This window comes from Zooshikella ganghwensis (assembly GCF_018263875.1).
GTDB classification, from domain to species: domain Bacteria; phylum Pseudomonadota; class Gammaproteobacteria; order Pseudomonadales; family Zooshikellaceae; genus Zooshikella; species Zooshikella ganghwensis.
The window spans coordinates 127,989-151,739 of sequence record NZ_JAEVHG010000013.1 but is presented as its reverse complement, the minus strand read 5'-3'; the positions used below and the strand labels follow the sequence as shown (position 1 = coordinate 151,739).

Annotated in this window: 16 protein-coding genes; 13 read left to right on the top strand and 3 right to left on the bottom strand. The window is 41.1% G+C overall.

The annotated features are described in order from the left end of the window. Positions 1-27: 27 nt before the first annotated feature. Genes KHS79_RS17425 through KHS79_RS17400 form a run of 6 tightly spaced genes read left to right on the top strand, consistent with a single transcriptional unit; the run spans position 28 to position 7,513 of the window. Positions 28-1,476, top strand: coding sequence for an isochorismate synthase (locus KHS79_RS17425; protein WP_212720627.1), 1,449 nt, complete (start codon positions 28-30; stop codon positions 1,474-1,476). Beyond that, positions 1,442-3,301, top strand: a complete 1,860-nt coding sequence (menD, locus tag KHS79_RS17420) for a 2-succinyl-5-enolpyruvyl-6-hydroxy-3-cyclohexene-1-carboxylic-acid synthase (protein WP_212720626.1) — start codon at positions 1,442-1,444, stop codon at positions 3,299-3,301. Before KHS79_RS17425 ends, menD begins: the two co-directional genes overlap by 35 nt. A 40-nt stretch (positions 3,302-3,341) precedes the next feature. Beyond that, a complete protein-coding gene (gene menB, locus KHS79_RS17415) occupies positions 3,342-4,193 on the top strand; it encodes a 1,4-dihydroxy-2-naphthoyl-CoA synthase (RefSeq protein WP_267910758.1) in 852 nt (283 codons plus the stop codon). Then, positions 4,193-5,344, top strand: a complete 1,152-nt coding sequence (locus tag KHS79_RS17410) for a hypothetical protein (RefSeq protein WP_212720625.1) — start codon at positions 4,193-4,195, stop codon at positions 5,342-5,344. Before menB ends, KHS79_RS17410 begins: the two co-directional genes overlap by 1 nt. Continuing rightward, positions 5,332-6,810 carry an AMP-binding protein gene (locus tag KHS79_RS17405; protein ID WP_212720624.1) on the top strand — a complete coding sequence of 493 codons (1,479 nt, stop codon included), beginning with the start codon at positions 5,332-5,334 and terminating at the stop codon, positions 6,808-6,810. The genes KHS79_RS17410 and KHS79_RS17405 overlap by 13 nt, the downstream gene beginning before the upstream one ends. A gap of 34 nt (positions 6,811-6,844) precedes the next feature. Further along, a complete protein-coding gene (locus KHS79_RS17400) occupies positions 6,845-7,513 on the top strand; it encodes a 2'-5' RNA ligase family protein (protein WP_212720623.1) in 669 nt (222 codons plus the stop codon). Here KHS79_RS17400 and KHS79_RS17395 read toward each other — a convergent pair. Beyond that, a complete protein-coding gene (locus KHS79_RS17395) occupies positions 7,510-7,818 on the bottom strand; it encodes a hypothetical protein (protein WP_027708278.1) in 309 nt (102 codons plus the stop codon). The two genes, KHS79_RS17400 and KHS79_RS17395, sit on opposite strands and share 4 nt — an antisense overlap. 127 nt (positions 7,819-7,945) lie before the next feature. Here KHS79_RS17395 and KHS79_RS17390 point away from each other — a divergent pair, with 127 nt between their 5' ends. The 7 genes from KHS79_RS17390 (at position 7,946) to hemG (ending at position 17,173) form a co-directional block, all read left to right on the top strand. Beyond that, positions 7,946-8,152, top strand: coding sequence for a hypothetical protein (locus KHS79_RS17390; RefSeq protein ID WP_027708279.1), 207 nt, complete (start codon positions 7,946-7,948; stop codon positions 8,150-8,152). Positions 8,153-9,150: 998 nt separating this feature from the next. Continuing rightward, positions 9,151-10,887, top strand: a complete 1,737-nt coding sequence (locus KHS79_RS17385) for an ABC transporter ATP-binding protein (RefSeq protein ID WP_212720621.1) — start codon at positions 9,151-9,153, stop codon at positions 10,885-10,887. 120 nt (positions 10,888-11,007) lie between these two features. Continuing rightward, entirely contained in the window at positions 11,008-12,561 is a 1,554-nt protein-coding gene (locus tag KHS79_RS17380; RefSeq protein WP_027708281.1) for an ABC transporter substrate-binding protein, read from the top strand. Between the two features lie 76 nt (positions 12,562-12,637). Beyond that, positions 12,638-13,615 carry an ABC transporter permease gene (locus tag KHS79_RS17375; protein ID WP_027708282.1) on the top strand — a complete coding sequence of 326 codons (978 nt, stop codon included), beginning with the start codon at positions 12,638-12,640 and terminating at the stop codon, positions 13,613-13,615. After that, the gene (locus tag KHS79_RS17370; RefSeq protein WP_027708283.1) at positions 13,615-14,544 is read left to right on the top strand and encodes an ABC transporter permease; all 930 of its coding nucleotides are present in this window, start codon (positions 13,615-13,617) and stop codon (positions 14,542-14,544) included. The genes KHS79_RS17375 and KHS79_RS17370 overlap by 1 nt, the downstream gene beginning before the upstream one ends. Before the next feature lie 481 nt (positions 14,545-15,025). Next, on the top strand, positions 15,026-16,300 hold the full coding sequence (locus tag KHS79_RS17365) for a hypothetical protein (protein ID WP_212720619.1): 1,275 nt from the start codon (positions 15,026-15,028) through the stop codon (positions 16,298-16,300). A 330-nt stretch (positions 16,301-16,630) separates the two neighbouring features. Then, positions 16,631-17,173: a menaquinone-dependent protoporphyrinogen IX dehydrogenase gene (hemG, locus tag KHS79_RS17360; protein ID WP_212720616.1), complete on the top strand. Its 543-nt coding sequence runs from the start codon at positions 16,631-16,633 to the stop codon at positions 17,171-17,173. A 98-nt stretch (positions 17,174-17,271) separates the two neighbouring features. Here hemG and KHS79_RS17355 read toward each other — a convergent pair whose 3' ends face one another. Both KHS79_RS17355 and KHS79_RS17350 read right to left on the bottom strand, forming a co-directional pair. Beyond that, the gene (locus KHS79_RS17355) at positions 17,272-22,071 is read right to left on the bottom strand and encodes an OmpA family protein (protein WP_212720614.1); all 4,800 of its coding nucleotides are present in this window, start codon (positions 22,069-22,071) and stop codon (positions 17,272-17,274) included. A gap of 53 nt (positions 22,072-22,124) precedes the next feature. Beyond that, positions 22,125-23,153 carry a YncE family protein gene (locus KHS79_RS17350; RefSeq protein ID WP_212720612.1) on the bottom strand — a complete coding sequence of 343 codons (1,029 nt, stop codon included), beginning with the start codon at positions 23,151-23,153 and terminating at the stop codon, positions 22,125-22,127. Between the last annotated feature and the right edge of the window lie 598 nt (positions 23,154-23,751).

Genomic DNA, 23,751 nt, shown 5'->3' with positions numbered 1-23,751 from the left:
TGGGTAAAGGTTGGAACGAAGAAGTTTATGATTGATTGCCAGACTGTAAAGGGCGGCTTAGCTAAGCTGGAAAAACTGGTTAACACCTACTGTATAAAAGGCACATCTTGGCCCATCATCTGTCGTGTAAGGCTCCCGATAAACTCTGATGTTACACAGTGGCCAAGCTGGTTAGCGGCTCAGTCTGTTGTGCCTCAACTTTTTTGGCAGCAGCGAGAGCATAAACTCACAGTAGCGGCCTTGGGTAGCGCCGACACACTTAAGGACAGAGGACTGGTTAGCCAGCTAAATGCGCGGGTAGAGCAACGGTTAGCCTGCCCTGTTATAGGTGATGGTACTCCGAAGTACTGGGGGGGGGCTGGCTTTGATCAGGCCCAGACCTGGCAAAATTTTCCTGGTGCACTGTTTTTTTTACCCAGTCTGTCCCTGGAAGCACAGGGTGGCCAACAGCATCTGGTATTCCAAACTTACTTAACACATGCTGAGCAATGGTCTATCAAACAACAAGCACTGCGTAAGCTGGTTTCATGTCTGTGTTGGACCATGCAGGAGCAAGCCTCATTACCTCGTTATGTTCACCTGCATGATGAGCCGAATGCCAAAAGATGGCAGCAGCAGGTTAGGGCGAGTTTAGCGGCGTTTAAGAAAGGTCAGTGCGATAAAGTAGTCTTGAGTCGACGGCGACGTTTGATCTTCAATCAGCAAGTCACACCCTGGCAACTGCTAGCAATGTGGCAGGCTAGTCAGCAGCACTTGAGTTATCCGTTTTGTTTAAGCTTACGCCCTGGCGAAGGGTTCGTGGGCTGCTCCCCAGAACAGCTGTTTAGTCTTGAGAATAAAGAGTTAACTACAGAAGCGTTGGCTGGCTCTATGGGCAAACATGCAGATCCTGAGAGAGACAAACAGTACAGCAATGCCTTGTTTGAAAGTGCTAAGTTGCAGCAAGAGAATCAGTGGGTTGTTAAATATATACAGCAGCAGCTGGCATTGCTTGTCAGTCAGCAAACCCTGGGTCCGTTAAGTGTAAAAACACTACCTTATATACATCACTTATTTCAGCCGATTAAGGCTCAGCTTTTACCTAGCACGAGTGTTGCCGATATCCTGACAGCATTACACCCAACACCTGCTGTAAAAGGTTTCCCTGCTGATGCTGCTGAGCAAATGATCAGTCAGTTAGAAACTTATCCCCGCGGCTGGTATGCAGGAGTGCTGGGTTTTTGGAGCAGAAATCAGGCCGAATTTTGTGTCACAATTCGCAGTGCCCATGTGCATCGAAAAGCCAATAACAGATGTGGTGATAAAAGCGCACAGCCTGAGCAGAGTTATCACTATCTGGTCGATTTATTCAGCGGTGCTGGGCTGGTTGAAGGTTCTGTGGCGAGCCAAGAGTGGCAAGAGTTAGATCAAAAACTTTCGCAGTTTATGGAGTATATGCAGCATGCAGCAACCGATAATGCGATTGCCCAGTTTTAATAGTATCAGTGCTTGTTGGGCATGGCTTGCATTACAAGAGTTGTACCGCCTAGGAGTTGAACATGTGTGTGTGGCGCCGGGGTCTCGCTCAGCGCCTTTGGTGTTGCAGTTACAGCATGTGCCACAAATAAAGGTACATGTGCACCCTGACGAGCGAGGGTTAGGCTTTTTTGCTTTGGGGCTAGCAAAAGCTACTGGGCAGCCTGTTGCAATCATCACCACCTCGGGGACAGCTGTTGCTAACCTGTTACCCGCAGTGGTGGAAGCTGCTATGACTCACACCCCACTGATTGTACTGACCGCTGATCGCCCCCCTGAATTACTAGGCTGTGGTGCTAATCAGGCAATACAGCAACCAGGAATATTTGGTGCTTATCTCCAGTATGAGATGCAACTACCGGTTCCAACCGTAGAAGTGAATCCTGCATTTGTGCTTTCGACAATAGATGTATTAGTGTCTCAAGCAATGAGTAGTAGCCAGCAAGGACCGGTCCACTTGAACTGGTCATTTCGTGAGCCCCTTTATGCGGATGTGACTGACAGTTCAGTGGACAATACATTTTCGGCCGATGTCGTTTTACAGCCACTCACTCGCTGGTTAACAAGTACCCAACCTTATACGCAATACACTCAATACTCTAATAAGACACTCTGCGATGAAATATCTGGATTGCTGGAAAGCCGTGAAGTTGAATCTGCAGCATCGGCTGAGCAAATGATGTCCAACCAATATGGTCTTGTCGTTTTAGGGGCTGGACTTACTTCTGCTGATGTTGCAGCGATTATGGTATTGGCAGAACACTTACAGTGGCCAGTAATTGCTGATGTGCAAGCTATTGGCCTAATAGGTGAGCATCCCTTGCTGTTGCCTCAGCATAGTCTTTGGCTGGGGCATCCTGCTGTAAAGGATTGGTTAGGGCAGACCAGTGTTGTGTTTCAGTTTGGTACACACCTTATCGCTAAGGCGTTACTGAACTATTTGCAACAGTATGAGGGCAATTACTGGCTTATTGCTTCATCTTTAGATCGTCATGATCCAAACCATAGGGTTAATTTTCGTGTACAGGCATTACCTGAAGTTTGGTGTAAGCAGTTTATTCAGCAATTATTGCCTCGCACTCCATCCTCTTGGCTGAACACGTTACAGCAATTCAGAGAGCCGCTAGCCGGGACTTTTTTACAGCAACTCCCACAAGAAGATGATCTTATATCTGCATTGGCTATTCCGGTAATTCTTAAAGATGATCTTCCTGAGTCAGGTATTCTTTTTGCTGGCAATAGTATGGCCATTCGTTTATTGGATGCCGTTATGGGAAGCCGATCTACCTGGCAGCTGTTTGCGAACCGGGGGGCAAGTGGAATTGATGGTTTGCTGGCGACGGCTGCTGGAGTGGCGCAAGGCTCAGGTAAGCCAGTGACGTTATTTTTGGGTGACCTATCATTATTGCATGATTTGAACTCGCTACTGCTACTTAAGCAACTTAATAGTCCTTTAGTCGTGATTGTGCTGAATGATGATGGCGGTGGTATTTTTCACCACTTTCCTTTAATGCAGCAAGTTCGGCAGGATTACTTTACTGCCGCTCATGGTGTTCGCTTTCAAGCCGCTGCCAAATTGTTTTCAATGGATTACTGTAACCCTAAGCGAGTTGCTGACTTTAAGCATGATTATCAAGCGGCTCTCAATCGTAAGACATCAACGTTGATTGAAATTAATACAGTTAATGAACAAGCGTATCAGCAGCTGCAGATATTGAGGAAGTCAGTTGAAGCATGTTGCAACCGCTGGTTTAACCAGGCTGATTCAAATGTAACAGTGAAATGAATAGCTACTGTTTTGAAATTTTGTGTAGGAAGAGTAATTAATGACTGAGTTGGTGACATCTCGTATTGAGCAAGTAATGGACTGGCAAACCCAAGATTATGGATTTCAGGATATCGTTTACCAAACCGCAGGGGGTATTGCCAAGATAATCATTAACCGGCCTGAAGTCAGAAATGCCTTTCGCCCACAGACAATACAGGAGTTGCAGCAAGCTTTTCATCATGCTCGTTATGATGAGGCAGTGGGCGTCATCATTCTCACTGGCGCAGGTGATCTGGCTTTCTGTTCAGGGGGGGATCAACGGGTAAGAGGGGAATATGGTTATGCAGATAGTGGAGGTACACAGCATTTAAATGTGCTGGATTTACAACGGCAAATCCGCACGTGTCCAAAACCAGTTGTCGCTATGGTCGCCGGTTATGCCATAGGAGGAGGCCATGTACTGCACTTGGTGTGTGATTTAACCATTGCCGCTGACAATGCGCGTTTTGGTCAAACGGGTCCAAAAGTAGGCTCGTTTGATGGAGGCTATGGAGCAAGTTATTTAGCTCGTATTGTTGGTCAAAAGAAAGCCCGGGAAATATGGTTTTTATGCCGTCAATACGATGCACAGCAAGCACAGTCTATGGGCTTGGTGAATCATGTGGTGCCGTTGGCTGAACTTGAAAAAGAGACCGTCGCATGGTGTCAGCAAATGCTAGAAAATTCACCGATGGCATTACGCTGTTTGAAGGCTGCATTAAATGCGGACTGTGATGGGCAGGCTGGTCTTCAGGAGTTAGCGGGTAATGCCACACTGTTGTTTTATATGTCAGAGGAAGCACAAGAGGGAAGAGATGCCTTTTTAGAGAAGCGTCCTCCAGCGTTTACAAAATTTAAACGTAAGCCCTAATGGCCAGGTGCATTCGTCGTATTTGCTTGAGCCGTTACCAGATTCCTTTAAGTGGAACTAAGCCCTTTGCCAATCAAAATCACTTTCGTGAAGGATTACTGGTTAGCATTTGGGATTCGGATGGCTTTTGTGGGCAAGGCGAAGTGGCACCACTGGCTGGCTTTAGTGATATGGATTTAAGTGGTTGTCAGGCCTGGTTAGTAGAGCACTTAAGCTGTTGGTTAAATAAGCGTATTCCTCAATACTGGGACTGGTTACAACAACCAAGTTTCTATCAGTGGCATTCATCTCCCGTCCCCAATAGTTGTAGGATGGGGCTGGAAGCCGCTTGGCTTGAACTGATGCGTCAGCAGCCACTTTCTATTGGTAATAAAGCTATTATTCCCCGTTGTGCATTGATCACCGATCTGCCTGAGTGGTTATTAGCGGAAAAATATAAAGGTGCTAGATGCTTCAGTAATGATTGGTCGATTGAAGGGGAAGACCCTATAAAGGCCATTAAAGTGAAAGTCAGCCATGCACCTTGGCAAGCAACAAGAGTACAGTTGCTGTCTTTAACAAAGCAACTTTCTCCAGCATTAGTGCTTTGCTTAGATGGTAACCAGGCGATGGCCCTTGATGATGCGGTGAACTTAGTCGATAGCCTGCAAGTGTTTTATTTCGAGGAGCCACTAACCCGTAATAGACAGCTAAGTGAGTTCTTTCAACGAAGTGGCGTAGCTTATGCCTGGGATGAAACTTTACAGGCCACTATTCATACTTCATCAGAATGTACACAAAGTAATGACCAGCGGGGGGCTTCAGCCACGACGAGTCCAGTATTTGCAGAGCAAGCAATTTGGCATGATGAAGGTTTGTCGACAGTTGTATTAAAACCTGCTTTGTTGGGTGGTTTATGGCAAACCCGGCAGTGGGCTGAGTTGGCTACAAAAGCAGGCAAGTCTGTGGTGTTAAGTTCTGCGTTTGAGAGTAGTTTAGGTGTTAGTCAGCTGGAGTGGTTTGCTACTCAGCTGCCAGGGTTAGCCTGGGCAGGATTGGATACCTTACAACTGATGCAGGCCAAGCTTGAGCGTACGCCTAGAATGTGGAGTTGCTTTGATTCACCAGGTGCTTTACCTGCAGCCAGTCAGGAGCTGATATGGACTCAGTAGCTTCAGAGAGAGACATGTTTTTTTGCCCTGTTCGTGCTCAAGCGACTCATCACCCTGACCGTGCTGCCGTTTACCTTCAGCATGAAGCAGTACTAAGCTACTCAGCTTTTGACCACATTGTCTCTGCTGTTCAACGGCAGCTAGTGCAACAGGTTGCTCCTGGTGATCAGGTTGTTATCCAGCTGGGTCACTCATTGCAACAGGTGATTTTGCTGTTGGCATTGTGGCGTTGCAGGGCAGTAGTCATTCCATTAAATCCAGCCATATCTGCAGGTGCCACCACACATCTTGCTGGCAAGGTCGATGCGTGTTTTGCCTTTCCTGAATCTACAGCAGATGCTTTACAAGTACCTCTCCTGAAAGTCACTTTTCCTGATCATTCAGCGGAGTGGCAAAGAGAGGAAAGCCAAAACTTGCCAATTGCTCTTGGTAAAGAAAATCAGCCAGTGACGCTGTTATTTACCTCAGGCTCCACTGGTGAGCCTAAAGTCGTTGCTCATAGTTTGCGCAATTATTGGGCGAGTGCTTTGGGAACCCTAGCGGAACTACCCTTGCAAGCAAGCGACTGCTGGTTGCTTTCGCTGCCCTTATATCATGTGGGTGGCTTAGCAACATTATGGCGCGTGTGGCTGGCAGGTGCTGCCTTAGCCATTGCAACTGATAAGGCTCATCAGTTAGCGGTTTACTTGCAGATGCCAATTACGCATAGCTCTTTAGTAGCTACTCAACTACAGCGTCTATTAGCACAGGGGTTATCCAGTGACTCAGGGCAATTAAAGACTATTATCATGGGCGGAGGGCCTGTACCTGACTCATTATTAGCGGCTTTACCTGCATCTATTCAAAGCTGGATGAGTTATGGGCTGACTGAAATGACCGCTATGGTAACTCTGGGACGTTGGCAAGGTGATAGTCAACAAGCTGGTGAGTGTTTACCTCATCGGCAAATTAAGCTGCATACCAGTGGTGAAATTTGGGTTAGGGGTGAAACCTTATGTCTTGGTTATTGGCAGCAAGGAAAAATTAAATCTGTAATCAATGAGGATGGCTGGTTTGCGACCAGAGACATAGGTCAGTGGCACCCTGTGGAGAGATCGTTACGACCAAAACAATTAAAAGTATTAGGTCGACTCGATGCCCAGTTTATTTCAGGGGGTGAAAATATCCAGCCAGAGGCAATTGAGTCCATACTGTATCAACAGCCTGGCGTTCAACGTGCATGGGTATGTGCTATCGCAGATGATGAGTTTGGTCAGCGTCCTGCTGCAGTAGTTGAAGTCTCAGCGGCTTGTCACTGGCAACCAACGTTGTGGCAACGAGCAATTACTGATCAGCTTCCCAGCTTTTGGGTGCCTGATTATTGGCTTGAATGGCCTGAAGACCTGCAGGCTGAAGGCTTAAAAGTGAGCAGGCGCCAATTACAAAAATGTGCAGAGCTTCAGCTTGAACTTATTGCTAAGTGTTAACAGGCCCTAGAAACCTGAGATTGAGTGGGTATTTATGGCTCACACTATGCGACTATTTTGGGCTGTTCAATATCCTCCTGAGCAAGGGAAAAAACTTATTGCTTGGCTGAAAAAGCATACAAACTCCTGTATTCACCCCAAAGTATCAGGCGTTCGCTGGCTTGATCCTGCATTTTTACACTGCACTTTGCACTTTATGGGTGCCTTTCCTATAGATGCTATTCCCGCCATGGTTGAGCAAGTGAATCTGTTGATCCTAAGGGGAGAGGCAGGCATGTTCCAGGCAGAACTAGGACCATGGCATTTATTGCCAAGGCCTGCAAAAGCTAGGGTTTTAGCTTTGTCTCTTGAGCCTAAACTAGAGCTGCGTGCATTGGCTGACTTAGTACGAAAAGCTGCAATAAAAGCGCAGAGTGCAACAGTTATGGTAAGGGATGGGGAAGGTGCTCAGCATTACACTCAACAGGCTGAAATGCATTATCAAAGAGCAAACTATAAAAAAGCATTCTTTGCTCATGTGAGTGTGGCTCGGGGTAAACCTGCGTCTTTACAGCAGTTATACCCTGAGCTTGTTGAACTACCAAAACGTTTACAGGGATTCACAGTTGAAAAAATAGTACTGATTGCCAGTGAATTGCATTCTCGCGGTGCTCAGTATGATGTGGTGGCCACGGTAGCCCTAGAGCGTGCAGAAGACATTTAATAGGCAACGGCCGCGGCACTATAATCTTCCGTTAGATTAACCGAATAAGCTAAGCCATAAATACGCATTTCAGTCATTAGCTGCTGATCTGGTAGTTGCTGATAGTGCTTGATTAATAAAGCACGATACACCGCAGTAATGATTTCATCGCTGAGTTGCCGAACCTGCTGACGTGAGTAAACACCTTGTCCAATAAGAAACTGCTGAATAACTTCGCTATCTGTACTGCGCTGCATAATTGTGTCAACTAACGTCACAATAAGCTTGTGAGTAGTACTATCCTGGTGAGCGCTTAAAGCAGGCATGATCAATCTCCTTATCGTTCATTGGCTGGTGTATGTATGGCTCAGTAAAGGATTAGAAATAACACATCTTCATTCTGAGTATGCTATATAACCTAAAGAAGCATAGCACTACTACAGGATGACAGTGATGATTAGTCACTTTATTAAACTTTATAATTACAATGATGATCACTTGGATAAGTATCAGAAGCGGCGAATTGCAGTGGAAGCAGCATTAGAACTTATTAAGGTGAACGCTTCCAGCAGTACCAATTTGTCGACCGATATGAGTCAACTGGAGCGTTACGTTAACTTAATTCAAAATGCGTTGGATCCTGACCAAAAAGCGCCCTGATGTAGCTTGAGGTTGTCAAGCAAGCTGCTCAGTGCGAATCATTACTGGTTTGCAAAGCCTTTTGCCAGATAAAGCGTTTTATCCTCACATCGTTTTATCAGTGTGTGATTATGATACACACTGATGATTTCATCATTGAGACAATCCTTTTGTGCCTACTTTAATCAGCAAGCAAAACACAAAAAGGTTATGACGTAATTAACATAGCTTGGGTGTGCTGGTTAAAAAATACACGTTTAAGTGTTTTTTTGCATAAAAAACGTGCAATATACCTTGTGTGTGTTTACTTTATTTCGATATAAATTAACATAACGCTACAGTACGAATACAATCTTAACTAAAAGCAAGTAATAAAGCGTACTGTTGGTGCTAATGTACCAGTTTATTTATAAGTGATATCTAATTAATGGTTTGGTAAGCGAGTAAGTATGATATATACGTTATCTATACATAATGATAAAAGTGATAGGTTAAGGGTGTAATGCAGGGAGAAACATTTCACTCGTAATAATAAAATATATAGCTGCGGCTAAATGGTTGAGTGGCTGCTTAGCCTAATAATAAATATATCGAGAGATTAGCACCTGAATGTGTATACGACTAATAAAGTGTCGGAGTATAGAATGCTAATTAATTTGCTACTAACAGCAGGCTAGTGCTTATATAGTAGTATTTTCAGTCTTAGCTGGATATTCAAATGTAAATAATCAGCCTATAAATATCCAGTTAATAAGAGAAGTTAATACTTTGTTAGGTACAGTTACATAATGAGTGCGGTATAATTGTAGGTTTACAGAAGCTGGTGTAGCTTAATTAATTTATAATCCTATAGCTGATTATGCCAAAAACGAAGGGTTTTAAACGGGACTAGTCTGGTTAATTAAGACTAGCTCCACTAAAAAAGATTCGTCATCGGTATGTTATAGGAGTATAGGATTGCGCTTTGACTATCTGTAGTGTAATCGCGTTGTTTTGCCTAGCAAGACTTGGGGAAATGCATGGCCTTACTTGAAGTAAATAATTTAAAAATAGAATTCCCTTCCCGTCATGGTGTAGCTGTAGCGGTGGAAGATGTAAGTTTTGAAGTTAATCCAGGAGAAATTCTAGGACTCGTTGGTGAAAGTGGTGCAGGTAAGTCTACTATTGGTAATGCCATTATTGACTTGCTTAGTCCTCCTGGAAGAGTAGCGGGTGGAGATGTTTTTTTAAAAGGTGAAAAAATATCAAGCTTACCTGCAAGCCGCATTCGTCAAATTCGTGGTGCAGAAATAGGTTTTATTTTTCAGGATCCGATGACATCGCTTAATCCATTATTTACGGTTGAAGAGCAGTTAATGGAAACAATATTGGCCAATCTTGATGTTACTCAAGAGTCGGCTAAGCAGAAAGCGCTGAACATGTTGGAGCAGGTGGGCATTCCGGAGCCTGAAATACGCATAAAACAATATCCTCATCAGTTCTCTGGAGGTATGAGGCAACGAGTAGGTATTGCCATTGCGTTGAGTGCTGACCCAGCCTTGATTATTGCTGATGAGCCTACTACAGCCCTGGATGTTTCAATTCAAGATCAAATACTGCAATTAATTCGGTCGCTCTGTAAAAAACGTCAGGTTGGGTGTATTTTGGTCACTCATGATATGGGGGTGATTGCTAATATCACGGATAGAGTGGCGGTGATGTACCAGGGGAATTTAGTAGAGAGTGGGACCACCGAACAGATATTGCAGCGGCCAGAGCACCCTTATACTAAAAGTTTAATCAGTGCAGTGCCTCGTGCGGATGTAAAGCTCAAACGTTTTCCACTGGTGAATTATATTGAAAAAGCCAGTGTAGAGTTTAGCCAGATCGATGTTTCTAATCACTGGTTAGGCCAAACAAGTGAAAGCGATGTTTCTTCTGTTGCTAAAGGGGAAGATTTACTTCGTGTAGAACATGTCAACCTTCGATTTATTACTAAAAACGCACTGCTGGCAAAAAATCGTCGTTATATTCAAGCCTCAGATGATGTTTCATTTACGGTAAAAAAAGGTGAAACATTTGGTCTTGTTGGGGAAAGTGGCAGTGGTAAGTCGACCATTGCGCGAGTCATTGCAGGCATATACCCTCCTGAGTCAGGTCGTATTTTTTTTGCAGACCAAGAAATTAGTGCGATGAGTGAGCGTGAACGCCGGCCAATACGACGACAGATTCAAATGGTTTTTCAAAACCCCTATTCATCAATGAATCCTCGTATGCGAGTACAGGATATTATTGCTGAGCCTATTTATTTTCATAAACTGGCGGGTAGCCGAAAAGAAGTGGAAATGATTGTAGGTGACTTGCTTGATCATGTTGGCTTAGGGCGACGAACAGGCATAAAATTTCCACATGAATTTTCAGGGGGGCAGCGGCAACGTATTTCAATAGCGCGAGCGTTAGCAACACGCCCACAACTGCTTATTTGTGATGAGCCTACCTCTGCACTTGATGTATCAGTGCAAGCACAGATTTTGAATTTGCTGAAAGACTTGCAGGATGAGCTGGGTTTAACCATGTTATTTATTTCCCATGATTTACCTGTCATCCGACAAATGTGTGATCGTGTCTCAGTGATGAGATACGGAAAAATTTTAGAACAAAATGAAACTGAGGCGCTCTTTATATCGCCACAGCATGACTACACCAAAAACTTACTCGCACTAATACCTCATATGGATCACTTATCTCGAGAGGGATTAATGGTTCAGCAAGGGTAAGTTACCCATATGATAACGTGGGTAATGTTCTGCCATCTGATTATTTTATTTACAGAAAAGAACTGTTGAAATAATGGATGAGTAGAAATGAAATCTTATGATAATAATAGGAGTAGAAACATGAGAAGAGGAGCTGCCTTATTAGCCAGTGCGTTATTGGCTACAACGCTTAGTGCGGGGGCTTTCGCAAAAACCTTGAAGGTTGCCTATGATGCTGATCCAGTCTCACTTGATCTGCACGAACAACTGTCGGGTGGTACACTGCAGCTGTCGCATATGGTGGGAGATCCACTGGTGCGTTGGACACAAGAGTTAAAATTTGAAGGTCGCTTGGCTGAGCGCTGGGAGCGTATCGATGATCGAACTATGCGCTTTTATCTGCGTAAAGGTGTAAAATTCCATTCTGGCAATGAGTTTACCGCACTAGATGTTAAATGGACGTTTAACCGCCTAAGAACCAGTCCAGATTTTAAAGCGATTTTCGCGCCTTTTGAATCTGCTAAAGTGGTAGATCGTTATACCATTGATCTGGTAACGAATAAGCCTTATCCGTTGCTGCTGAACGTAGCCACTTATGTTTTCCCTCTAGACAGTAAGTTTTATACTGGCTTTGACGAAAATGGTAAATCCAAGGATGCCCTGGTAAAACATGGTAATTCCTATGCTTCTCGTAATTTTTCTGGCACAGGCCCATTTATTGTGACGCAACGTGAGCAGGGTGTGAAAGTTGAGTTTAAGCGTTATGATGATTATTGGGATAAAAAATCTCCAGGTAATGTTTCAGAAATTATTCTGACCCCGATTAAAGAGGATGCAACCCGCGTATCTGCGCTATTGGCAGGTGATGTTGATTTTATCAGCCCTGTGCCTCCAACAGACTATGACCGCTTAGAAAAAAGCGACAAAGTGGATATGGTTACCCTCGATGGAACACGGATTATCACTTTTCAGTTAAATCAAAAACGTGTGGAAGCCTTTAAAAATCCTAAAGTCCGGTTGGCCATTGACTATGCCATTAATAATGCAGGTATTGCTAAAAAGTTAATGAAAGGGTTGGGGACACCTGCTGCTCAGCACAGTCCTAAAGGGTACATGGGGTATTCAGAAGATATTAAGTTGCGATATGACTTGAAAAAAGCTAAGCAACTTATGAAAGAAGCAGGTTATGAAAAAGGCCTGAAAGTAACAATGATGGCGCCTAATAATCGTTATGTAAATGACGCCAAAATTGCACAAGCTGTGGCGAATATGTTGGCTAAAATTAATATTCAGGTTGACTTGAAAACCATGCCAAAAGCGCAGTACTGGCCTGAGTTTGATAAGCGTGCAGCAGATATTATGATGCTTGGCTGGCATGCGGATACCGAGGACTCAGCAAACTTTATAGAGTTTCTGGCGATGTGTCCAAACTCCGAAACAGGCTTTGGTCAATACAACAGCGGTAACTACTGTAACCCTGAAGTAGATAAATTGGTATTACAAAGCTCAGAAGAGACAGATCTCGCTAAACGTCAAACCCTGCTGCAGAAAGCAGAAAAAATTCTCTATGACGAAGCAGCATTTATTCCTTTACATTGGCAAGACCTTGCTTGGGCTGCAAAGAAAAATGTTCAGTTAGCACCTGTTGTTAATGTCATGAACTTCCCTTATGTAGGCGATCTGGTCGTTAAATAATTCGCTTTTTTTAATGCACGCATATATTTTCTAAAAAATATATTGCGTGCAGCTCATAGGCTGTGGTTGTCAAGTTATGATCATATTTTTGCTAAAGCGTCTGCTACAAGCAGTTGTGGTGATGTTTATCATTAGTCTGATAGGGTTTACGATTAAAGATTCGTTAGGTGACCCTGTCAGAGAAATGGTGGGTGAGTCTGTATCAGAAGAAGAGCGTGAGGCATTACGTGAAAAACTAGGGTTAAATGATCCATTTATTGTGCAGTATGGTCGGTTTCTAAAGGGTGCAGTGCAAGGTGATTTGGGACAATCTTATTTTTATAAAAAGCCTGTAACTGATGTCATTTTATCTAAATTGCCAGCAACGCTAGAACTGGTATTTGGGGCAACACTAATCATTATATTTTTTTCAGTCCCTCTCGGTGTGTACTGTGCCATTAAGCCAAGAAGCTGGCTTACAAAGTTCATTATGGGTGCAAGCATTGTCGGTATATCTGTCCCTGTATTTCTAACCGGCATTTTTTTGATGTTTATTTTTGGTGTGATACTTGATTATCTTCCTGTTTTTGGACGTGGCGAATTAATCTCAGTATGGGGACCCTGGGAAACAGGTTTATTCACACTTGATGGTTTAGCACACTTAATTTTACCAAGCATCACATTATCGAGCTTAATGCTTCCATTATTTATTCGATTAATACGCTCTGAAATGACAGAAGTTTTGCATAGTGAGTATATCAAGTTTGCCTGGGCAAAAGGTCTGGATAAATACCGTATCTGGTTCCGTCTGGCACTTAAGAACACCATGCTACCTGTGATCACTGTCGGAGGCGTACAGATAGGCACTATGGTAGCGTATACCATTTTGACAGAAACCGTTTTCCAATGGCCTGGAATGGGCTTTATGTTTCTGGAAGCTATTAACCGAAGTGATACACCGCTGATTATTGGATACTTAGTTTTTGTTGGGTTAATCTTTGTAATCACCAATACGTTGGTTGATTTAATTTATGGGTTTATAGATCCAACAATTAAAGTGGCTGGAGGTAAGTAATGAATAGCGAACAGTCGCTTTGGGGACGTATTAGTAACTCGAATGTGTTTTATCATTTTGTTCGAGATAAAGTTGCTTTTATTAGTGCTTCAATTTTATTGTTAATTATTTTGGCTGCTATTTTTGCACCCTTATTAACCTCACATAATCCGAATGATCTCGCCACATTGGATGTCATGGATGGCGAGATTCCACCGGTTTGGACTGAAGAGGGTGATGAGCGATTTTTACTAGGTACAGATGATCAGGGGCGGGATATTCTGAGTGCCATTCTTTATGGTGCAAGAGTATCTTTATTAATTGGTATTTGTGCTGTTGTTTTGCAGTGCTTATTAGGCGTGATTATTGGTTTGGTAGCCGGTTATGCAGGCGGCCGAGTGGATAGCTTGTTAATGCGTTTAGCGGATATTCAGCTGTCTTTTTCGTCTCTTATGTTGGCTATTATTGTGCTGGCTTTTTTTCGTGCTTTTGTCGGCGGTGATTTGTACAGTCAGTTTGCAATGGTGATACTGATTTTTGTCATAGGTGTTGCAGAATGGCCGCAGTATGCACGAACTATACGTGCCTGTGTACTTGCCGAAAAAGAAAAAGAGTACGTTCAAGCAGCCCAAGTTATGGGCTTTACAACAGTACGCATTATGTTTCGTCATATTTTGCCTAATTGTTTGTCTCCAATTTTTGTCATCTCTACCGTTCAAATTGCCAACGCAATTATTAGTGAAGCGGCTCTTTCCTTTTTGGGACTCGGTATGCCGGTAACCCAACCTTCATTGGGTTCATTAATTAAAAGTGGGTTTGATTACCTACAGAGTGGGCAGTGGTGGATAACGATAATTCCTGGTCTTTTCCTTATTGTTTTAGTACTGGTCATTAACCTGTTAGGTGATTGGTTGCGTGATGTACTAAACCCGAAACTGTACAAAGGTTAGTTTTTCGTTATACGCAACCTTATATTTTCATATCTTCTTTACTGTGGGTGTACTCTTTTAAGGGTATACCCCTTGAGAGATTGCATTTTGCCAATGATATTTTTTTGATTGATCATATCAAGGAAGTTTTCATTAATAAGCAATCAATACTTTATGTTTTGTTAGCTGATGTTAGGTTGTAGTTAAAGGTATATACTATACCTGTTAATCAATACCTGTCTTATGCTATATGACAACCTTGTAACAGGTAACACTAGCTTATAGAAAAGATTGAAAATATGTTATACAGCACTTTAATCCCTTGCCTTTTGGCTTAATAAGGAGAGTTGATGGGTAAGTTGTGTCAGGAGTATGCAATAAAGACTGTATGTTATGAATTATAAAGCCTTAGGCAATTTTTCATAAAAACGACATAGTTTAAATAATGAAATAAAACAATCATAATGTCGTCACGGTTATTAAAGGCAATGGAGTGCAAGGGATGGAGCTTGACTATACAAAGATCGTTTTACTGGAAGTGGTGGGGGTTGCAGTATGCATGACCTGCTTTGTATTGTATCGCTATTATAAACTATCATCTCATCTTAAAAAGCTCAATTCGGGGGAGGGGAATGATAAGCAACTACTCACTCAACTCGAAAAACATTTAAGTAAATTAGATCATTACGCAGAACTTCCAGAAGAAAAGGAGGTGTCGTCATTTTTAACTGAAGATATTACAAAAGTACATATTTATACTGTTCGCCGAAATGTTATATTAATTGAATTGAGGGCGCTTGAACAAGCAGAGAACTACCCTGACTATGAAAGATTAGCCGGCGAAGGCTACGCTAATTTAATGCAAGAACTTCAAAATGAATGTAAGAAGCTTTTAGCTACTAAGCAAAAAAGCTATGAAGATATAATTGATGAAAGGCTAAAGGAGGTAGAGAATCAGGAATACCGATTTGGTACGATCCCTCTAAGTGCGATTGCTATTGGCCATATGACTAATCAAAGTGCTTATACATTGCTAAAGGCAATTCTAAAACTTGAAAGAGAGTCATTTAGAAAAAGTGATAATACTAGTGAGCAATTTAACGAGTTAATTACTGGTTTAAACCGACTTTTCTCGTACATTACTGAGCGATATATAAAACATACAGGAAAAATTGAAGGTACTTTGTCAGAAGAGTACAATAAAATTGTTGTTGAGCAGCATAAACGTGAGATTACTTTCTATAAAAAAAGAGTTGATTATCTGGAACGACTGAAAGACTCCTATAAAGCGTATATTCATCAAATGCAAGTCGGGGTAGATCAAGAACAATCTCATAAGATTATACTTAATATGACAAGCTTAATTGATGAAGCTCAAGAGCAAATTAAGCTATTAGAAGAAGAAATTTACAAAGATCATAATTTTATTACTATCTTGAAAAATAAAGTTGTTGCCTTAGAAAGTACATCGTTTAATAGTATGTGTGATGCTGTAAAAGATGATGTGGCAATAAGACGAATGGTTGAAAAAAACAAGCAGGAAACTGAGCAATTATTATCTATGGTTAATCAGCTGGAACTGGAAAATAAAAATCTGTTGATTGATCTTAGTAAAAAGGATGAGAAAATAAAGCGTTTATCAGACAAAACCGATGAAGAAAAAATAAGGCAATCGTATAATAGTGTACTTAACAGGCTAAAGAAAATATCTCACGATTATCGACACTTAGAAAAGCAGTATCTTGATTTAAAAAGTCAACAGTCTCATGTTGGCTAGCCCTTCCCACTTATGTGAATAATATACCCAATACGAATGGTTTTTATACCCCAAGGGCACAAGGGTGCGGCCATCGAGTGACGAAGCCCCATGAGCCTATATTAATAGGTGATTGGGGTGAGGAGTGAAGATAGCAAAACCTAGAAATCATTCGTGAAGGGTATAGTATTATTTTTCATGACGTTAGGATTTGTGCATTACATGTTTAAAAATTGATGTAAGTTAACGTTAGTTGAAAAATGATTACTGTACCTATTGCCTTATCCCAATACGCTGTGTTTTATTCCAGCAAAGATATTTAAGTATTAATAGGATGTGTTGGGCTGTATAATGAAACCCGTGCTTTTACTATATTATTCCCGTGATGGTCAAACTAAAAAAATCATGCAGTTTATTGCTCAGCATATGTCGTGTCAGCTATCAACATGTGTCGTAGCACTGACTGCTAACGGTGAGTCAATCAATATAGAAAAGTATTCTGCTGTACTCATAGCGGGTGGAGTAAGACATGGTGCGCACCCAAAAGCCTTAACACGGTGGATTAAAGAGCATAGTCAACAGCTAGATGCGAAGCAAACAGGGCTTATTTCAGTTAATCTCACAGCCAGAAAAGTTAATCGGGACCAGATAGACTCAAACCCTTATCTGAAAAAGTGGCTTCTGGAGTTGAACTTTCGTCCTGATATGGTGGGTGTTTTTGCAGGAGCACTACAGTATTCTAAATATGCTCTGACTGATAAATTACTCGTTAAACTCATTATGAAGATGACAAATGGTCCTACAGATACAAGTAAGGACTATGAGTTTACAGACTGGTCACAGGTAACAGACTTTTCTAATAAATTTTCTGACTTGATTTTGTCATCGGCATAATTATGCAAAAGCTGCCGCTTCCTTGCGACAGCTTTCTCGATGTGCTTTATCCAGGGGCTGTTAACACTATTTGAGTCAGCACTGCCCTAGCCTTTTTATTAATCAAAATACTCTTGATACACAACCATTTTACTGCTGTCTTCGGTTATCCACTTCTTAATAGCTTTTTTCTTTTCTTGCTCGGAGCTTAAGTAAAAAGCGGCGTCAAGTGTTTTATAGGTTTTGACCTTTTTATTATTTTGGAACCACTTAGCAGCTTCTTGTGTTTTGCTTTTATCTTTATAGGCTGTCCAGGGTGTATTTTCAAAGTCGTATAGTTTTTTGGGTAGTGATAACACATAAGAGCCTTCAACATCATCATTATCCAAGCCACTGTTACCACTGGATGTTATTTTTGCATTAAATCCCCAGAATACAGTACTGCTGCCTCGGCCAAAACCTGGTCTTCCAGTAATAGCTGTGTCACTCGTATAGTTCCAATGCTCATTAGTAATCCCAAAAGGGCGGAGTGCTCTTACTGTTTTGCCTGTAAAGTTGTGATATTCAGGAATAATTCTTACCGCAAAGATGTTTTTTCGCCTATCAGCATAGATATCATTCCCAGCAATAAGATCAATTAAATTGAGCCCCCAGCTACGACTGATCGGATCTTTTGATAGCTCTGAAATCGAAGTCAGGGCTCCACTACTGGATAAGCTATCCATTAAGTCCTGGGTTAGTGCACTGGCATTTTCTTTGTCGATTAAATCCCACTTGATTGTTTGCTCACCACGGCCTTCCCGAACAATATCACCAATATATTCAAGCTGCACACCAAACGTTGGGCCTTCAGTACCATCAGTAAACTCCGATAGTGTGACTGAGGCAGGGATGTTTTTCCAGTTGATGTTTTGGTTTTTATACGACTCTAACGTGGATGTATCTATTTCATCGCTTACAACTAAAATCACAATTTCCAGCGGTGTATTCCAGTCATAGTTAATTTTAGCCATGGGGCCATAACTGGCTGCAATAGGGTTATAATAGTGGACCCGCTCGTCATCGAGGGATTTTAAGTAGTCTAGATCAGGAAATGCATACTTTTTCATGCCCTCTAGTTTAACAAGCATATGCACTTTAGGATTATTAAACAATTCAGGGTATTTTACCCCTTCTTCTGTAATGGCAAGAAATGCAGGATCAAGAAGTAAGTGTTCATCTTTGACCTTAATGGTTTTGCTGGCATCCTTGGGATCAGTCCGTTGATATTCACGTTCAGGGTCTAAGGATAAACTAAAGACGGCGTTATAATTCCGTCCAAAGCTATGAAAAAACTTATTTTGATGCTCATTGCCAGAAACACGAATGAGACGATGAGTACTGCCATTATTTGCCAATGTGACGGTAAAGTAGTATTGCATCGACCAGGCACCGAAAAGGGTAAAAAGTCCTTTTCGACGTTCGGCTATAAACTGAGACGCCATCGGTTTAGTACCAAAGATGATCTGACTGCCATATTGGTAGGATGGGTGATAAACGACTCCGTAAAGTGTTCCATCATTCAACATTTGATTAACAGCAGAGGTTTTATCGTTTGGTAATAAGTCATTAGCTGTAAGTTTACGTATCCATGTAGTTTGCTTTGGACCATTCATGTTTATCAGGTCACAGCGTACACACTGAAACTCTGCTGGAATAATATAGGTTAAGCCTTGTTCATCCCATGATTTAAGCTGCTTTCCTATTTCAGCTTTTAAGATGATAATAATTCGTATTTGATGATAGGGAGTAATAGTCTTAAGTGAGCTTACAAGTTTCCATTCATCATTATTTTGAGAAAAACGTTCTCTTGCATAAATTAAGGTATGCTCATAACTGTCATAATCAAGCTCGGCATTATAATCAGTTTTAAAAGCACGCATCAAGGAAATAAGACTTTTGTTACTAATATAATGAATAGGAAAAAGCGTTTGAAATTGTGCTTTTATTGTCTCATCAATTGGAGCATTATAACGAGCACCAACATAGCTAGCACCTTGAATTATATTTGTACTTTTGAAATTTACTAGCCCAGTAAAAAGTGTTGTGGGGTCAGAGGCTGCCTCTGTATTTGCAGTAATTGGAGAATAAACTTCATAAATACCTTTGCCTGTTTCAATAGTGTCACGGGCAAAGTCTTTTTCTTCATCATTGAAGTCTTCTTCGGTCCATTTTTTAATGGTTTCTTCTTTTTTATAGTAACCAAATGAAAGGCGGTCTATCATAGAAGCCCATTCAACTCGTGTTACCCAATATTCATCTAAACCTATGGGTACAATTGGGTTGAAATCAGCATACCAGCCATCGTTTAAAATATAATTTTCAATATATTCATTAATAAATAATTCATCAATAGCGGCTTGGTATGCAGCATCTCCTTGAGAATTATTTTTGCTGGCTTGAGCACTGGCTCTGAAGATTAACCCCACCAAACCATTAATTGCCATAGCTCGAATATGGAATTGCTGGTAAAGCTTTTGAAAATATTCATTTTGTTTACTATTGTCCATTAAGCTTAATGTAGCATTAACATAGTCTAGTTCTTGGTGACTATTAAATAGTTTTTTCGCTTCTTGGACTCCGTGCCCATGGACTAAGTTATTGATTTCATCAATCACTGAAAAAAGAGCTTTGGCTCCTTCTTTTGCTGTTCGAATACCAATGGCAAAGGCTTGAACAACAGGGACAAAAGACAGTACGCCCGTGACCATATCAAATGCAGATTCTGTTGCTGCAATCAATGCATCATCAATTCCTGCTTGAGCAGCAACAGCACGACTTCGATGTTTTTCCAACATATCAATTCCCTCTCGACTGGGCGGATAGAGGAAATTTGTAGGGTTTTTCGGCACAACCGCCACAACACGACGGCTTTTTATATGGTCAACTTGACCACTAGCATTTTTTACGGGCTCCGTTTCACCCTTGCCGATTACGTTGATACGGTTTGATGTAACACCATCGGCAAGAGCCAGTAGTTTATTTTTAACTGCTTTTGCGCGTTCTAAAGAGAGTACTTCATTGTAACGTGCAGTCCCTAAAGGGCAGGCGTGTCCTTCTAATGTGATGGATAAATAAGGCAGAAACTTCAGGGCATCGGCAAGCTTTTGTAAACTACCATCAAAGTCTGTTGTACTTTTATCAAGCTGAAAGGTTACTCGAAGGAAGAGAGAACCATTTTTTTCGTCCTCAGTGACTTGAGTATCGTTACTGGATAGTTCTAATTCTTTAAGTTTTTTCTGATAATTTTCTATCTTTTCTTTATCTTCAGTTTCTTCAACAGGTACTGCAATATGTTCATCATAGGCTTTAACAGCACCTACCATTTCTCCGGTTGCATCATCAACTTTTTTATAGGAATCACTGACTCCTTTGACATCATTGTAAAAAGAGTAGGCAGATACAGCGGTATCAGCAATTGTCAAAGCCTTCAATGCAGGCGCCATAAAGCGTTCAGGAATACGAATGGCATGAGCAAAGGTTTTATCATAGTCCTGATGGGTTAGCCACCAAGAACGAGTAAAATAATCGCTGAATTTTGTTTGCTCAGCTAAATTGATAGGACCTGTTAGTTTTTTAGCATGTTCTAGGAGGTCTTTGCCAGAAAAGGCGAGGTCTATCATAGATTTTAATGTTTGGTCTTCTGTGACCTCTTTGATGCCATTAAAGAAAATGCTTCCCCATGCTTTTGGACCATCAGCACCAAGAATTGCCGCACCAAAATCAGTATAGGTTTTAGTTACATTATAGCCGTGAATAATAGACTCAAGTCCCTCAAGACTAGGTTTTGGCTCATCTACTTGAGTTTTTGGTATATCCCCCATATCAGTAGCTCTTTGTACATAGCTTGCATAAAGATTAGGGAATTGTTTTACCATGGCTTCTTCAAGACTGAAGGGATCACCATTAATTAATTCAAAGTCACCTGATGGTCTTTTTATGCCAAAACGGATTTTTTCTTTAAGTATATAAAAACCATCATCAATTATTTTTTTGTTTGTAGATAATGATGATAAATAGTCAATTGCTCTTAGTGACGGAGAAACCATTATTCTATAAAGATCTTCTTGGAAATCGGGAGGGCAAGGAAGTATTGCTACAGTAATAGTACGGTTTTTAGTTGTGATAGACTGTACTAGTACGGCTTGGATAATCGTTTTGTTTGTTGTTTTATCAAGTATGCTGACAGTAGAGTTTAGAAACTCTTCACTAGAAAAGCTGACAATAATCGTCTTAAAGAATGGCACAAAGTAACCACGAACAGTTTTATCGCTATAATTGTTATACCATTGTTGGTATATAATCTCGTCTTCATTTTTTTGTGCGACTTTTTCCTTGTCTGGTTTTCGCATCCAGGCTTTAGTATTACCTTGTTTTGTTACAGGTATTTCTATTGCTTTTAACTTCGTTGTATTAGCCTCAAATCCGCCTTCTAGCTGACTAAAAGCATTTGCCATGATTTGTGCCCAGCTTTCATCACCAATAGAAGAGTCTTCTTTTGTACTATTGGAATAATTCGCACTGTAAAAAAAACTTGCTGCAGATAAGGGGGGGATAAAAAACTCTTCCTCTTTAAGGTGTAGGTTGACTGGATCACCTAGACTCCATCCCGGTGAATTCTCTTTAGTACTATTATTTTTAAAGTTAGTATCAATATTGACAATGGCACCTGTATCATCTGTCTGTAATAATAAAGGCTCATTAACACCTTTATAAAGAGCACCTTTATCATACTTAGTGGATGATTTTATTACCTTTGACTTTTTGGCAATTAATATATTGGGGAGAAGCGTTGCCTCACCTGATGGTATTCCCTGGCTATCAACAGGAATAGAAAATAAATAAGCTCTATCTTTAATGACTCTTTTAAATCCTGCCAACTTACTACTCCTTGGTAAAAAATAATGATTTTACTTAAATTACGTGTTATTTATTAGATAGAGCGCTTATTGGCGTAAAGAGTGAGGTTGAAGATTCTATATCGCTTTTTTCCAGGTTTCGGTAAGTATGGTAGATTAATAATTTCATCTGTTTCAATATTGACTTTTTCTATCCAGCTCATGCCCTGAGAAATATTATACATATAAAGGAATTTACCTTTGGGGCCGATGAGAGCTATTCTTGGAAGTCGAAATTCATAAATAGGCTGCAAAGGACTATTAAAAGTGTATATGCCCAATTTATTTGAGTTTTTGGATGATATATATATAAATTTTTGGCTAGAGGGGCTTCCTTGTATAAGAGTGTGTGATAATCTTTGACCTGTATCCCATTCTTTTAATACTTTTCCTGATTTAAAATCATATATTTTTAGAGATTGATTGTCTCTGGCAAATACTTTCGTATCATTTTCATATAAGTACATCGGTGTGCCAAACTGGAGAGGATAATCGCTGAGTTTATTAGTTTTAAGGTCGTATTTTTTTACAGCTCGACCATCTAGAAAATAAAGGAATCTACTGTCTTGACTCCAGTTAAATGAAGGTATACCTACACTATCTGCAATCACAGTAGTTTTGCGCGTTTTTAAGTCTAAAATACAGCGCAGATATTTTGGCCCAAAGGGGGACCATGCATAGGCTAAATAACGGTTATTGGGTGAGCGAACAACAGTTGTGCCATTTTGACCAGTTCTACCATCTTCGTCACAAATTAGTTCTTCATGGCTCGCTACTTGACGAAGCTCATCACCATTTAAACTCATACTCCAGACTTCGTCTTTACCATCTTCTCGGTTAGGAGGCGCATCCCATATAAACTGAATACGAGGCTCTTTGTAAAGGCTGCTATCACTAATGTCTTCCTTAATGACCTTTAACTCTGGGGCCTGAGGCATTGCTTGAGAGGATGATGCTTCAGCGTTTGCTGCCTCTTTTCTTTGAGCAGGTTGCTGTTCGCTACTTTGTTCACAACCGGTAATCAACACAAGGCTGATTATGGTGATAAAAATGGATTTTGGCATAAGGTTACTTCCCCAAGAATTATCTCTCTAAATAATAGCAAAAACAGTCGTTTAGGATTTTTAACTATGCCTCAATGTGGTGTGAGCATGTGTGGAATAAAGCAATACACTGTGTGTCTTTTGTTTAAGATTAATGCTCAGATCATCAAACTGTAATCTTATGTAATTGATTGTTGATTTCCTACTAAGCAAGAGGTTGAAGGTGTTGTCTGAACGCACAATGCTGAAGGACAGTAAGGTAGTTTGTTTATGGAGCTGATGCGAGGGACGCATCATGAGTGCCAGAGGCCAAGGATGGCCTTTTGGCACGGGTGGAATAAATAAGCTGTCTTGCTGTCAATACACTAAACGTACTTATCATTAGCAAGCTTTGTTTACTGTGTAACAGTTAGTATTTATTAATGAGTTCAAAAAGAGTCTTATATATAACTATTTTACCCAGTTAATTTTTTATGTGGTGGTATTGGTCAGGCTGAGTTGCACTGGACAACATAAGTAATATTCAACCCGCCGTGAATCCGTCCCTGGAGGCTCAGTTGCAGCATCCATGCTGCAAATGGTTTCATATTATTTATCTTGCCAGTGCTTATTGGCTGGA